Source organism: Chryseobacterium sp. X308 (genome assembly GCF_020733145.1).
Taxonomy (GTDB): domain Bacteria; phylum Bacteroidota; class Bacteroidia; order Flavobacteriales; family Weeksellaceae; genus Chryseobacterium; species Chryseobacterium cupriresistens.
The window spans coordinates 165,974-179,505 of record NZ_JAJFZH010000006.1 but is presented as its reverse complement, the minus strand read 5'-3'; the positions used below and the strand labels follow the sequence as shown (position 1 = coordinate 179,505).

The window sequence follows — 13,532 nt, the reverse complement described above, 5'->3', positions numbered from 1 at the left end:
ATTATTGTAATAAAAAGTTAACAATTAATATAATTCCCACCGCTAAAGACATGATAAGGATATATGTCTCTACATTTCCGTTCTGTACACGCTTCATAGCTTTTCCGCTGTCTTCAGCACCATCACCTACAAAGTTTACAAAACGGTCTAAGATACCCTTATCAAACATTTTTCCTCCGCGTCCTAATCCTTCAACAGTTTTTACAATCAATGCGTTGTAAAGTTCGTCAACGTATAATTTCTTAGCAGAAAGCTTTTCCCATCCAGTGTAACTTTCTTCTGCAACAGCCATCTTTTTCTTACTTACATAAGTATTTCTAACGATGAACCATACAGTGAAGAACATCAAGACTGTAGCTGCTAATAAGATCATTTCAGTATTGAAAGGTACTCCTGAAAGAGTAGCTTCCATCTGGCTGTAGCTTTGTTCCGTAAGAACCGGCTTTAACCATTCCATCAGTTTGGCATAATGCCCGTGACCGATAAAGTGTGGCAGGTTGATAAAACCTCCGATTACAGAAAGAATAGCCAATACGATCAATGGTAATGTCATATTAGACGGGCTTTCATGTAAGTGGTGTTTTTGTTCTTCTGTACCTCTGAATTCTCCGTGGAATGTCAGGTAGTATAATCTGAACATATACGTTGCAGTCATTGCCGCTAAAACAAATAAGATTACCCAGTAAACAGGGTTTTTAGCGAAAGCTGCTACTAAAATTTCGTCTTTAGAGATCATCCCCGATAATAAAGGGAAACCTGAGATGGCTAATGTTCCGATAAGGAATGTAGCGTGCGTAAGAGGAATATATTTTTTAAGACCTCCCATGAAACGCATATCCTGTTCGTTGCTCATCGCGTGGATTACAGAACCTGCACCTAAGAATAACAACGCTTTAAAGAATGCGTGTGTCATTACGTGGAACATTGCTGTTGTATAGGCACCAAGACCTAAAGCGATGAACATAAATCCAAGCTGTGAAACTGTAGAATAAGCCAACACTTTTTTGATATCGTTTTGACGTAGTGCATAGAACCCTGCCAAAGCAGCGGTTAAGAATCCGATGAATAAAATTCCTCCCTGTACAGTTGGTGCTAAAGTAAATAAGAAGTTGGATCTTACTACTAAATAGATACCCGCTGTTACCATCGTTGCTGCGTGAATTAACGCAGAAACCGGAGTTGGTCCGGCCATCGCATCCGGTAACCATGTATATAATGGAACCTGAGCCGATTTACCGGTAGCACCGATGAATAAACTCGCTGTGATAAAGATGATCACTGTTCCGTCTAATTCAAATTTTGAAGCGTTTTCTGCTACAGAAAGATAATCTACAGCATTCGTTTGAGAAGCGATCATGAAGATACCGATCAATAACGCAAGGTCACCAATTCTGTTCATGATGAAAGCTTTTCTTGCTGCTTTACCATATTCTTCGTTGGTATACCAGAATCCGATCAACAGGTAAGAACAAAGACCTACACCTTCCCATCCGATAAACAGGATAAGGTAGTTGCTTCCCATTACTAAAAGTAACATCGAGAAGATGAAAAGATTCAGGTAAGTAAAGAACTTGTAGAATCCTTTATCATGACTCATATATCCGATAGAGTATAAGTGGATCAGTGAACCGATACCCGTGATGATCATTACCATCATTAAAGAAAGCTGATCGATCTGGAATCCAAAATTAATCTGAACTCCGTTTACTCTAAACCATTCAAAAGCTTTTACAATGACAGGCTGGCTTTCAGAATTAAAATTCATGAAAAGGCTTACTGCAATACAGAAAGATCCGAAAACTACAGCAGTAGCCAGAGATCCTACCAATATTTTTGGAAGATTTTTTCCGAACAGCCCGTTAATAAGAAACCCTAAAAGTGGTAAAAGTACTATTGCATATACTAGATTCTCCATTCTTATCCTCTTAATTTATTAAATATACTCACATCTACAGAACGGGTGTTTCTATATAGCATCGCAATAATTGCCAGACCTACTGCTACTTCAGCCGCTGCTACCACCATAATGAAGAAAACTAAAAGTTGTCCGTCGCCGTTGCCTTTATACGCTGAAAAAGCTGCCAATAAAAGGTTTACAGAATTCAGCATAAGCTCTACACAGCCCAGAATCACAATAGCATTTTTTCTAAGCAATACTCCCATTACTCCCAGACAGAATAATACTGATGAAAGAATGATGAAGTAGTCCAAAGGGATGCTTTGTATAAATGTATTTACTTCTCCCATAATTTTATAAATCTTTTTTACCGATTAATACCGCGCCTACAATACCTGCCAGAATTAGGATGGAAGCAAGCTCAAACGGTAAAACATATTCATTAAACAAAAGTCTACCCAGATTTTTGGTAAGACCAACTCCTCTGTCTACATTTTCAACAACAATGTGGTGGTCCTGAATTCCTCTGAATACCCCTAAAACTCCAATTAATAAAAGACATGCTGTAAAAACTCCAACAAATTTTAAAGTATTGTTCTTCTTACTTTCGTCTTGTTTATTAAGGTTAAGCATCATTAAGATGTAAAGGAAAAGCACCATGATGGCACCTGCGTAAACAATAATCTGGATAATTGCAAGGAACTGTGCATTGAGAAGAATGTACATTCCGGCAATTGAAAACATCGTAACAATTAATGACAAAATAGCATATAGAGGATTTCTTGCAAATACAAAATAAACTGCACTTGCCACAGCTAAAAACGCCACCAAGAAAAATAAAAACTGATCCATTATTTTACCGCATTTTTTTGTTTCTCGGATTGTCTTGTCGTGATATCAATCCTTTCATTTATTTTTTCAACTAATTTATCTTTTCCGTAAATGAAAGAACCTCTGTTGGTTTCTACGTCTACCAATCTGTCAGTAAGATAGATGGCAGATTTAGGACAAGCTTCTTCACACATACCACAGAAAATACATCTCAGCATATTGATTTCATATACTGAAGCGTATTTTTCTTCTCTGTAAAGATGTTTTTCCTCTTTAGTTCTTTCAGCAGCAGTCATCGTAATGGCTTCTGCAGGACAAGCTACCGCACAAAGTCCGCAAGCTGTACATCTTTCTCTGCCTTCCTCGTCTCTTTTCAGAACGTGCTGGCCTCTCCAGATGGTGGTTCTTGGCTTCTGTACTTCCGGATACGAATATACTGCGGGAGCACCCTTTATCACGGTTCTTACAGCATGCTTAAATGTAATCCCCATCCCTGTAAAGATGGCAGGAAGGTAGATTTTTTCAGCAAGGGTCATTTCCTTATTGGAAACAACTTTTGATCTGTTAGTTAATTTCATTATATAATTTGAAATTTGAAGTTTGAGATTTGAAATTTAGTAGTAAGATTTTATCTCTCAAACCTTTAATTATTAATTATTATTTCTTTTAAATTTATTTCCGTTGTGGTCTGTCATCTTCAAATAATTTATAAATCCTGACAGCTGTTTAGACAAAGATATTGTTTGGCTTTTTAAAAAATTAAAAACTTCTTTATCTAAATAATTTCGGTCAAAAGCTCTGATTAATTGAGAACGAACTTCTCCAGCAGAACCTTTAGACATGGTAAGAAAGTTTATAAATTCTTTATTACCTTCTCTCTTTCAAAACCTTCAGCTATATTATCCATAATTGATGCAGATGACCTGTCAATCTGGTTTTTATCGTGGTTTAGAAATTTTGGATTCAACAAACATTCTTTTTGAATCAATTGGCAAAGACTTCTTGACTGCTGCCATATTTCTAAATCTTCAAAATTATTTATCGTTGCCATGTATTTGATATTTGAAATTATTACTCTTAAAATTACTAATTTAAAGTCAATTCGTTGAATCTCAAATTTCAAACATCAAATCTCAAATTTACTGGAACGCTAAAATTACAGCACCTGTAATTAATAGGTTTACCAATGCCATCGGGATTAATGTTTTCCATCCCAAGTGCATTAACTGGTCATATCTGAATCTTGGAAGTGTCCATCTGATCCACATGAAGATCAGAATTCCGATTACTGTTTTTGTAAGGAATGCTACGATACTCAAAATTCCTGCAGTGTTTTCACCCCAGTTCTGAGTTACCCATTCAATCCCCGGATAGTTATAACCTCCGAAGAAAAGAACTACCATGAATGCATTGGAAATAAACATGTTCACGTATTCTCCGAACATATATAATCCCAACTTCATGGAAGAGTATTCTGTAGAGTATCCTGTTACCAATTCAGATTCACACTCAGGTAAATCGAACGGGTGTCTGTTGGTCTCTGCCAAAGCAGCTACAAAGAAAACAAGGAATGCAATCGGCTGGTAGAAAATGTTCCAGTTCAATCCTGAAACCCATGGAATAACACCCCATAATTTTCCGGTAGTCTGACTTTCAGTGATTTCTTTTAAATCCAAACTTCCAGACATCATAATGATAGAAAGAAGTGCTAATCCCATCGCCAATTCATAAGAAATCATCTGAGAAGAAGCACGGATAGCACCTAGTAATGAATATTTGTTGTTCGAAGCCCAACCTCCGATCATAATTCCGTAAACCCCAATGGAAGCCATACCGATGATGAAAAGCACACCAACATCGATGTTTGCTACCTGAAGATCAAAAGAAGTACCTGCAATATTTAAACTTTTACCCCAAGGAATAACAGCTCCTGTAATCAATGAAATAAACATTACCAGCGCTGGTCCTAATACGAAAAGGAATTTTTCTGCATTAGCAGGCGTAAAGTCTTCTTTGAAGAAAAACTTTCCACCGTCAGCAAGAGGCTGCAGCAATCCGAAAGGTCCGGCTCTGTTGGGACCAATTCTATCCTGCATAATAGAGGCAACTTTTCTTTCTGCCCAGGTAGAGTAGGCTGCAATCGTAAGTGACAGCAGAAAAAGTGCTAGTACAAGTATAAGTTTAAATGTAAGTAAATCCATTTTTATTTAGATATTAAGATGTCAGATGCTAGTTGTCAGATTTAATTTGCTATCTGAAGTCTGGTATCTGAAATCTGATGTCTTATTAATTATTTTTCGTCTTTTTCACTGATTTCTTTAGCCATCGGATTGTCTAAAACTCTTAGTTCGTCTTTTGGCTTTTCGTAGTGGTTCAATGAAATTACAGAATGTCTGTCGATATGTCTAGGACCTTCTATATTCCAGTCTGATAAAGATTTTCTTTCGAAACGGCATGTATCGCAGATGAATTCTTCTACTTCACCCCACTGGTCTTTTCTGGCAGTAACTCTTACAATTTCGTCACCTTTCATCCATACTACAGCTTTTCCTGAACACTTATCACATTTACAGGAAGCGTTCATTGGTTTTGTAAACCAAACTCTGCTGGCAAAACGGGCTGTTCTGTCTGTTAATGCCCCTACAGGACAAACATCGATAACGTTTCCGATGAAGTCATTGTCTAAAGCTTTATTTAAATACGTTGAAATTTCAGCGTGATCTCCTCTGAAAAGGATACCGTGTTCTCTTGTTTCTGTCAGCTGGTTGGCTGTCAGTACGCATCTTGCGCAAAGAATACAACGGTTCATATTTAATTTGATGTGTGGTCCAAGATCATCAGCTTCGTAAGTATTTCTTTCGAATTCTGTTCTTGTATTTTCAACACCATGCTCATATCCTAAGTCCTGAAGATGACATTCTCCTGCCTGGTCACAGATAGGGCAGTCCAGCGGGTGATTTACCAGTAGGAATTCGGTAACGGCTTTTCTTCCTTCCTGAGCTTTCTCAGAAGTAAGATTTTTTACTTCCATACCGTCCATTACATTAGTTCTGCAGCTTGCTACTAATTTTGGCATAGGACGAGGATCTGCTTCAGATCCTTTAGAAACTTCTACAAGACAAGTTCTACATCTCCCTCCACTGGTTTCCAACTTGCTGTAGTAGCACATTGCAGGAGGTACAGATTTACCACCAATTTGTCTTGCAGCTTCCAGAATAGAAGTACCAGGCAAAACTTCGGTAGTTTGTCCGTCTATAGTTATTTTGAATTTTTTAACTTCTTCGCTCATATGATATGCTTTAAGCTTTATGCGTTAAGCAATAGGCTTTGTTATTTATATTTCTTTGTATTAAATGTATATCCAATTCCTCCAAGGACCTGTCCGAAAACAAAATCCTGGCGTGCTTTGTCCGGTTTATTATTTAATGTAGTTTTAATATCCCACATATTGATATAACCGGCTTTTCCTTCTAATCTCAGCATCCAGTTTTTCCAGAATACAAGGTTAAGACTGGATCTGATATCGGTTCCCATACCAGCAACGTGGAAGCGGTCACTTCTTTCATTACCAAAAAGTTTTACATTACTTTTCGGAAACATAAATCCTATTCCGGCTCCATAAGACCATACTAAATCTATATTTTTCTTATGAACAAGATTTTTGTATTTCTCAAGACCTAAGTTTTCATAATTAAGCCCGTCTGTATGTTCGAAAGTAAGGAACTTCTCATCTGCAAGATTAACCTGCCCGTTCTGAACCATTGCTGCATACTCAGGATCTGAAATATGACCTTTGAAACCTACAGTCTGGTTCTGATCCATTACATATTTCATGTGGTCTATCCCAAGTACCAATGCTAAATTATCTTTAATAAAGTATCCTATTCTGAAATTATACTGTGTTACAGTAAACCAGCTTGGATCAAAATAGACAATTCCAAATTTTGTAGGCCTGTCCTGTGCCGTTACATTGTTCAGTTGAAAGTCGTATCCATTTCCGGTAAAGTGGATATCAGAATTGCTGTAAGCTGCTCTGTTCCAACCGTAAAATACGAAAACCTGACCTTTTTTGCTTAATGGTAAAGGCTTTTCTTTTCTCTCAGCTTTAATCTGCTCTTTCTCACTTACTAAATATGATAAATCCTCTTCAACGGATCTGTTATAATTTGCAGTATCAGTTTTTTTATTCTGTGCAAATACAAAATTCGACATCATTAAGCCGACCACCAATAATTTTTTCATCTTTTACTTATGCGTTCTTTTCAACAGCCGGGATAGGGTCAGCATAATGTGCCAATCCATAATTTTGTGTCTGAGACAACTCTGGGTTTTTCACGTGCCACTCAAATTCATCTCTGAAGTGACGGATCGCTGCTGCAACTGGCCAAGCTGCCGCATCACCCAACGGACAAATCGTATTTCCTTCGATTTTTCTCTGGATATCCCAAAGCAGATCGATATCTTCCATTTTTCCTTCTCCTTTCTCGATTTTCTTTAAAATCTTGTACATCCATCCCGTTCCTTCACGGCAAGGAGTACATTGTCCGCAGCTTTCGTGATTGTAGAATCTTGCCAATGTCATGGTGTGTTCTACAATACACTGGTCTTCATCCAAAACGATGAAACCTCCTGAACCCATCATGGTTCCGGTAGCAAAACCACCATCTGCCAATGATTCATAGTTCATATATCTTGGCTCTCCGTTCACGGTTCTCAACAATAAGTTAGCCGGAACAATCGGAACAGAACTTCCTCCAGGAATACAAGCCTTTAATTTTTTACCATCTTTAATACCACCGCAATATTCATCAGAATAGATGAATTCCTCTACAGTGATCGTCATATCGATTTCGTATACACCCGGTTTGTTGATGTTTCCACAAGCAGAAATCAGTTTCGTACCTGTAGATCTTCCCACCCCGATTTTAGCATACTCAGCACCTGTAATATCAATGATCGGAACTACTGCTGCAATAGACTCAACGTTGTTTACCACCGTTGGTCTTTCCCAAAGACCTTTCACAGCTGGGAATGGCGGTTTTAATCTTGGGTTTCCTCTTTTTCCTTCAAGGGATTCAAGCAATGCAGTTTCTTCACCGCAGATGTATGCGCCACCACCTCTCTGTACATAGATTTCAAGATCGAAACCGGTTCCTAAAATATTTTTACCTAAAAATCCTGCTGCTTTAGCTTCTTCAATAGCTTCTTCAAGGATATCCGGAATCCACGAATATTCGCCACGGATGTAGATATAAGAAGTATTGGAACCTAAACAGTAAGAAGAAATCAGCATTCCCTCGATCAATAAATGAGGAAGGAACTCCATCAGATATCTGTCCTTGAACGTTCCGGGTTCAGATTCATCCGCATTCACAACAAGGTGTCTTGGAACACCTTCAGGCTTTGCCAGAAAGCTCCATTTCATTCCTGTTGGGAATCCAGCTCCACCACGACCTCTTAGTCCCGAAGCTTTTACTTCTTCAAGAATTTCGTCAGGAGTCATTTTCAAGGCTTTTTCAGCAGCTGTGTAACCTCCCTGTTTGCGGTAAGTTTCAAAGTAGCGGATACCTTCTATATGTGCGTCTTTAAGTAAAAGTTTTTTACTCATTGTTATTTGCTTATTGCAATAGGCTTTTGGCTTCTTGCATTAATTATGATTAAACGTTAAGTGAATCATTTAAAATCTAAAAGCTAGAATTTAAAATTTCTATTAGTCTAAAGCAACTTGTCCCTGTCTGCAAAGATCAAGGATTTCGTCTACTTTTTCTATCGTTAAATTTTCATGAAAGAATTTCCCCAGCTGCATCATAGGGGCGTATCCACATGCTCCAAGACATTCAGCAGGTTTTAATGTGAACATCCCGTCTTCAGTAGTTTCTCCGTCTTTAATGTTCAGTTTAGTTCTGATATGATCCAGGATTTTTTCGCTTCCACATACCATACAAGGTCCTGTTCTGCAAACTTCCAGCACATATTTACCTACCGGCTTCATATTGAACATCGTATAGAAAGTAGCCACTTCATATACTTCGATCGGTTGGATACTTAATAGTCCGGCAACATAATCCATCACAGGAACATCTAACCATCCTCCGAATTCTTTCTGTGCCAGGTGAAGTACAGGAAGAAGAGCCGATTTCTGTCTTCCTTCAGGATATCTTGCGATAATTTTGTGTACCTGTGCTAAACTTTCCGGTTTAAAAGCTATTGTTTCGCTCATTTTTTATCTAAGATTTCAGATGCCAGATTTCAGACATCAGATTTTAAATTTATATATAAAGCGAAGAGTCTAACATCTGAAATCTGATGTCTGACATCTTCTTTTTATGCGTCTAATTCTCCCGCAATAATATTCATACTACACATCGTTACAATGGCATCTGAAATTACAGAACCTGTAATCATTTCAGGGTATGCCTGATAGTAGATGAAGCATGGTCTTCTGAAGTGAAGTCTGTAAGGGCTTCTTCCTCCGTCACTCACAAGATAGAAACCTAATTCTCCGTTTCCACCTTCTACAGCATGGTAAACTTCTCCTTTCGGTACATCGGTTTCTCCCATTACGATTTTGAAATGGTAGATCAATGCTTCCATTTTCTGGTATACATCTGCCTTTTCAGGAAGATAGAAATCAGGGACATCCGCATGGAATGGTCCTTCCGGAAGATTTTCGTATGCTTGTTTGATAATTTTGATTGATTCCCAGACTTCCTGCTGACGAACCATGAAACGGTCGTAAGTGTCTCCTGAAGTTCCTACCGGAATAATGAAGTCGAAATCCTGGTATGAAGAATAAGGCTGTGCAACTCGTACATCGTAATCTACACCTGCTGCACGTAAGTTAGGACCTGTGAAACCGTAGCTTAAAGCTCTTTCGGCAGAAATAGCTCCTGTACCGATGGTTCTGTCCATAAAGATTCTGTTTCTTTCTAACAGTGTACAGAACTCTTTGAATCTTGGCGGGAATGTTTTTAAGAAATCCTTGATCAGCTCATGGAATTTAGGAGTGAAATCTCTTTCAAAACCTCCGATTCTTCCCATATTGGTAGTCATTCTGGCTCCGCAGATCTGTTCGTACATATCATAAATACGTTCTCTTTCGATGAACATATAAGTAAGACCTGTAATAGCTCCTGAGTCCATCCCGGTTACCCCGTTACAGATCAGGTGGTCACCGATTCTGGCAAGCTCCATCAGGATAACACGCATATAGTCTACACGTTTTGGAACTTCTACGCCAATCAGTTTTTCTACTGTCATGTGCCAGCCTAAGTTATTGATGGGTGCAGAACAGTAATTCATACGGTCCGTAAGGGTAGTGATCTGAGAATAGTTTCTTCTTTCAGAAATTTTCTCAAATGCTCTGTGGATATATCCTACGGTTTGCTCAGCATGAAGGATTCTCTCTCCGTCCATCGTTAAGATATTCTGGAAAATCCCGTGCGTAGCAGGGTGGGTAGGTCCCAGATTCAGGGTATATAATTGTCCGTCAATCTGTTCCTTACTTTCGTACTGGTTTAGTATATTAGATAATGAGTTATCTTTCATAATGATTGCTTTTAGCTATTTGCTTCTGGCTATTGGCTAGCTGCCATTGGCCATTCGCTTTTTTATCTTCCGAACATGCTATCGTTCTTGTCGGTTCTTGTACCGTCTTCAAGGCGATATTCCTTCAACATTGGGTGGTATCCCAGGTCTTCCATATTCAGGATAGGTCTCAGATCCGGGTGTCCTTTAAATTTAATCCCATAAAAATCAAACGTTTCTCTTTCCATCCAGTTAGCTCCTACATACAGATCTACAAGAGAGTCTACTTCAATATTTTCTCTGGACATAAAGATTTTCAGACGTAATCTGAAATTGGCCATCATATTATGCAAATGGTATACAACGCCAATTTCCTTTTCAGGGAATTCAGGATAATGAATACCACAGATATCCGTAAGGAAATTAAATTCCAGAGATGAATCTTTCAGATAGTGAATAATCTTCTTAATATCTTCTTTCTTCACTTCAATCGTCAGCATCCCATAAGGTTCTGAACTTGAAATAACAGATTCCGGAAATTCTCTTGTGATTGCTTCTAATACAAATTCGTTTGTCATTTCCGTTTAGTTGCTTATGTTGTAAGAATCTAATAATTTCTGATATTCAGGCATGTCTCTTCTTCTGATGCTTTCGCTTTCTGCAAGAGCCTGTACCTGCATTACACCTTCAATGATCTGCTCAGGTCTTGGAGGGCATCCGGGAACGTAAACGTCTACCGGAATAATTTTATCAATACCCTGAAGTACAGAATACGTATCAAAAATACCACCGCTGGAAGCACAAGCTCCAACTGCTACCACCCATTTCGGCTCAGCCATCTGAGTGTACACTTCTTTCAGGACAGGTCCCAATTTCTTTGATATAGTTCCGCAAACCATCAGCATATCTGCCTGTCTTGGAGAGAAAGAGTTTCTTTCCATGCCAAATCTTGAAGCATCATAAGTTGGGTTCAGGGTAGCCATAAACTCGATACCACAACAAGAGGTTGCAAAGGGTAACGGCCAAAGCGAAAACTTCCTTGCCATCCCGATTACACTGCTCAGTTTTGTTGCGAAAAACCCTTCTCCTTCATAGCCTTCGGGAGCAGGTGCATCTGTTCTTATTACTGGTTTTTTATCTGACATCTTGTAGATGATTTTAGATTTTAAATTTTAGATTTTAAATTAATTCTTAATGGCATAACTTAAAATCACCATCTAAAATGTTTAATTAAAATTTATAATTACTTTATTTATCCCAATCCAGCGCACCGCGTTTCCAGACATAGAAAAACGCTACGAAGAATATCGCAACGAATGTAAGTACGGCAAGGAATCCTTCCATACCGAATTCTCTGAAGTTTACAGCATAAGGATAAAAGAATACGATTTCAATATCGAATAGTACGAACAATACCGCAGTCAGGAAGTACTTGATAGAAAACGGTGTTCTGGCGTTTCCTTCTACAGGAACCCCACATTCCCAGCTTTGGTTTTTTACAGAGTTTCCTTTTTTCTGCTGTGGCCCTAAGAAATGTGCCCCAAGCAAAGAAACCGCTACAAATCCTACTGCTACACCAGCCTGGATAAGGATTGGAATATAACTTTCAGGTAAATTCATTTTTGCATTATTATCTCAATTTGCAAATTTAGCGAATAAACAAGAAAGCATGAAATTTATCAGCTTAAAAGTAGGATGAAAATGAGTTAAACCGGTAATTTAGAATCAATAAAAATTAGCTTTTTATGATTATTTTTTTGCTGTGTTTTTCCCCATTTTTTGTAGTAACTGTGGAAAAACGGACTCTCTTTCCCTGCATTTGGAATATTTTGAATTTATTTAATACCCGAAAGAGCTTACATGACAAACCAGTGCTGTTGTTGTTTTATGATCTTATTTTTTCATTTTTTTAAGAAGAGTATAAGCCATGAAGGAAATGTAACCAAAAAGAATACTCGCAAAAAGGATATTGATTACGGTGTTTGTTTTGTCATCAGGTGACTGGAAAAAGATATTATAACTGATAAATCCAGCAATTAAAATAGCAAATATAATGAGCTGCGGTTTCATAAAATTCAAAGTTTAGGTGTTATAAGATAGATTATCAGTTACTTGAGTTCCATTGAATACGTTCTTCTTCTTTTATGATTCACCGGATCGTAATCCTGCCATAGCAGCTGAATGCTTTTGTTTTCTTCCAGCTCCGGATTGGTTTCAAGGTATTTTACTCCTTTTTTTCTGAAAATATCCCAGATTTCTTTGAAAATAATGGAAGTGACCCCTCTTCTCTGATAATCAGGGTGAATACCGATCAGGTAAAAATTGGCTCTGTCATTTTTCTTTCCTGCCTGTAAAAAATGCCACCAGCCGAATGGAAGCAGTTTTCCGCCGGACTTCTGCAGCGCCTTGGAATAAGAGGGCATTGTAATGGCGAATGAGATCAGATTGTTGTGTTCATCAGCAATACAAACAATGAAATCTTTATCAATAAGTTTGAAATATTTCTCTTTGTAGGTTTTGCGCTGTTCATCCGAAATAGGGGTATACGTGGAAAGATGTTTATAAGTCTCATCCAGAAGATCAAACATAGGATCCACATACTGAATAATCTCTTCTTTCGTTTTGAATTTTAAAACTTTCAGTTTGTACTTTTCAGAAATAAGCTGATTAAATTTATGAATTTTATCCGGTAACGTTTCAGGGAAAATGATTTCAAATTCTACCCATTCTTTTTCTTTGGTTAAACCCAGGTTTTCAAGATGCTGAGGATAATACGCATGGTTGTAAATTCCAATCATGGTTGCAAGCTGGTCGAAACCTTTTACCAGCATCCCGGCTTTGTCAAGATTGGTGAAGCCCATAGGCCCTTCAATTTTGTCAATACTTTTTTCTTTAGCGTAATCAACTGCTTTTTGAATCAATGCCTTTGAAACTTCAGCATCATCAATAAAGTCGATCCATCCGAAACGAACTTTTTTAATTCCTAATTCTCTCTCTTCCTTATGATTAATCAGAACGGCAATTCTTCCAACGATCTTATCATTCTTATAAGCCAGATATTGTTTTGCCTCAGAATATTGAAGCGCAGGATTTTCATCAGCATTCCAGATGTTGATTTCGTCATTGATAAAAGACGGAACATAGTAGGGATTGTTTTTATACAAATCCATCGGGAACTTTACGAATTGCTTGAGCTGACCCGCTGTTTTTACTTCAATAATTGAAACTGTAGACATGTTTTTTGAGAGGAATTAAAGGACAAATATAAATAATAATA

Annotated in this window: 14 protein-coding genes and 1 pseudogene; all 15 read right to left on the bottom strand. The window is 37.9% G+C overall.

Annotation, left to right across the window (positions count from 1 at the left end):
• Position 1: 1 nt before the first annotated feature.
• Positions 2-1,915 carry an NADH-quinone oxidoreductase subunit L gene (gene nuoL, locus LIV57_RS09285; protein ID WP_227942373.1) on the bottom strand — a complete coding sequence of 638 codons (1,914 nt, stop codon included), beginning with the start codon at positions 1,913-1,915 and terminating at the stop codon, positions 2-4.
• 2 nt (positions 1,916-1,917) lie between these two features.
• Entirely contained in the window at positions 1,918-2,247 is a 330-nt protein-coding gene (gene nuoK / locus LIV57_RS09280; RefSeq protein WP_002983557.1) for an NADH-quinone oxidoreductase subunit NuoK, read from the bottom strand.
• Positions 2,248-2,251: 4 nt separating this feature from the next.
• The gene (locus tag LIV57_RS09275) at positions 2,252-2,749 is read right to left on the bottom strand and encodes an NADH-quinone oxidoreductase subunit J (protein WP_202843683.1); all 498 of its coding nucleotides are present in this window, start codon (positions 2,747-2,749) and stop codon (positions 2,252-2,254) included.
• Positions 2,749-3,306: a NuoI/complex I 23 kDa subunit family protein gene (locus LIV57_RS09270; RefSeq protein ID WP_002983553.1), complete on the bottom strand. Its 558-nt coding sequence runs from the start codon at positions 3,304-3,306 to the stop codon at positions 2,749-2,751. Before LIV57_RS09270 ends, LIV57_RS09275 begins: the two co-directional genes overlap by 1 nt.
• A 72-nt stretch (positions 3,307-3,378) precedes the next feature.
• A pseudogene (locus LIV57_RS09265) lies at positions 3,379-3,779 on the bottom strand (four helix bundle protein).
• An 88-nt stretch (positions 3,780-3,867) separates the two neighbouring features.
• Positions 3,868-4,929 (bottom strand): NADH-quinone oxidoreductase subunit NuoH, encoded by a 1,062-nt coding sequence (gene nuoH / locus LIV57_RS09260; protein WP_227942372.1) that lies wholly within the window; start codon positions 4,927-4,929, stop codon positions 3,868-3,870.
• Positions 4,930-5,018: 89 nt separating this feature from the next.
• Complete coding sequence (locus LIV57_RS09255; RefSeq protein ID WP_227942371.1) at positions 5,019-6,017, bottom strand: 2Fe-2S iron-sulfur cluster-binding protein; 999 nt, start codon at positions 6,015-6,017, stop codon at positions 5,019-5,021.
• Between the two features lie 41 nt (positions 6,018-6,058).
• The gene (locus LIV57_RS09250; protein WP_137905480.1) at positions 6,059-6,970 is read right to left on the bottom strand and encodes a hypothetical protein; all 912 of its coding nucleotides are present in this window, start codon (positions 6,968-6,970) and stop codon (positions 6,059-6,061) included.
• A 7-nt stretch (positions 6,971-6,977) separates the two neighbouring features.
• The gene (gene nuoF, locus LIV57_RS09245; RefSeq protein WP_089697000.1) at positions 6,978-8,336 is read right to left on the bottom strand and encodes an NADH-quinone oxidoreductase subunit NuoF; all 1,359 of its coding nucleotides are present in this window, start codon (positions 8,334-8,336) and stop codon (positions 6,978-6,980) included.
• 102 nt (positions 8,337-8,438) lie between these two features.
• Entirely contained in the window at positions 8,439-8,948 is a 510-nt protein-coding gene (nuoE, locus tag LIV57_RS09240; RefSeq protein ID WP_062675585.1) for a complex I 24 kDa subunit family protein, read from the bottom strand.
• Positions 8,949-9,052: 104 nt separating this feature from the next.
• Positions 9,053-10,276, bottom strand: coding sequence for an NADH dehydrogenase (quinone) subunit D (nuoD, locus tag LIV57_RS09235; RefSeq protein WP_002983543.1), 1,224 nt, complete (start codon positions 10,274-10,276; stop codon positions 9,053-9,055).
• 62 nt (positions 10,277-10,338) lie between these two features.
• Positions 10,339-10,833 (bottom strand): NADH-quinone oxidoreductase subunit C, encoded by a 495-nt coding sequence (locus LIV57_RS09230; protein ID WP_110009632.1) that lies wholly within the window; start codon positions 10,831-10,833, stop codon positions 10,339-10,341.
• 6 nt (positions 10,834-10,839) lie between these two features.
• Positions 10,840-11,400: an NADH-quinone oxidoreductase subunit B gene (locus tag LIV57_RS09225; protein WP_002983540.1), complete on the bottom strand. Its 561-nt coding sequence runs from the start codon at positions 11,398-11,400 to the stop codon at positions 10,840-10,842.
• A 103-nt stretch (positions 11,401-11,503) separates the two neighbouring features.
• The gene (locus LIV57_RS09220) at positions 11,504-11,875 is read right to left on the bottom strand and encodes an NADH-quinone oxidoreductase subunit A (RefSeq protein WP_034693436.1); all 372 of its coding nucleotides are present in this window, start codon (positions 11,873-11,875) and stop codon (positions 11,504-11,506) included.
• 488 nt (positions 11,876-12,363) lie between these two features.
• Complete coding sequence (locus LIV57_RS09215) at positions 12,364-13,491, bottom strand: GNAT family N-acetyltransferase (protein WP_227942370.1); 1,128 nt, start codon at positions 13,489-13,491, stop codon at positions 12,364-12,366.
• Positions 13,492-13,532: the final 41 nt, after the last annotated feature.

Coding starts and splice junctions, on each gene's coding strand:
- nuoL (WP_227942373.1), bottom strand. CDS start 1,915: ATGGAGAATCTAGTATATGCAATAGTACTTTTACCACTTTTAGGGTTT.
- nuoK (WP_002983557.1), bottom strand. CDS start 2,247: ATGGGAGAAGTAAATACATTTATACAAAGCATCCCTTTGGACTACTTC.
- LIV57_RS09275 (WP_202843683.1), bottom strand. CDS start 2,749: ATGGATCAGTTTTTATTTTTCTTGGTGGCGTTTTTAGCTGTGGCAAGT.
- LIV57_RS09270 (WP_002983553.1), bottom strand. CDS start 3,306: ATGAAATTAACTAACAGATCAAAAGTTGTTTCCAATAAGGAAATGACC.
- nuoH (WP_227942372.1), bottom strand. CDS start 4,929: ATGGATTTACTTACATTTAAACTTATACTTGTACTAGCACTTTTTCTG.
- LIV57_RS09255 (WP_227942371.1), bottom strand. CDS start 6,017: ATGAGCGAAGAAGTTAAAAAATTCAAAATAACTATAGACGGACAAACT.
- LIV57_RS09250 (WP_137905480.1), bottom strand. CDS start 6,970: ATGAAAAAATTATTGGTGGTCGGCTTAATGATGTCGAATTTTGTATTT.
- nuoF (WP_089697000.1), bottom strand. CDS start 8,336: ATGAGTAAAAAACTTTTACTTAAAGACGCACATATAGAAGGTATCCGC.
- nuoE (WP_062675585.1), bottom strand. CDS start 8,948: ATGAGCGAAACAATAGCTTTTAAACCGGAAAGTTTAGCACAGGTACAC.
- nuoD (WP_002983543.1), bottom strand. CDS start 10,276: ATGAAAGATAACTCATTATCTAATATACTAAACCAGTACGAAAGTAAG.
- LIV57_RS09230 (WP_110009632.1), bottom strand. CDS start 10,833: ATGACAAACGAATTTGTATTAGAAGCAATCACAAGAGAATTTCCGGAA.
- LIV57_RS09225 (WP_002983540.1), bottom strand. CDS start 11,400: ATGTCAGATAAAAAACCAGTAATAAGAACAGATGCACCTGCTCCCGAA.
- LIV57_RS09220 (WP_034693436.1), bottom strand. CDS start 11,875: ATGAATTTACCTGAAAGTTATATTCCAATCCTTATCCAGGCTGGTGTA.
- LIV57_RS09215 (WP_227942370.1), bottom strand. CDS start 13,491: ATGTCTACAGTTTCAATTATTGAAGTAAAAACAGCGGGTCAGCTCAAG.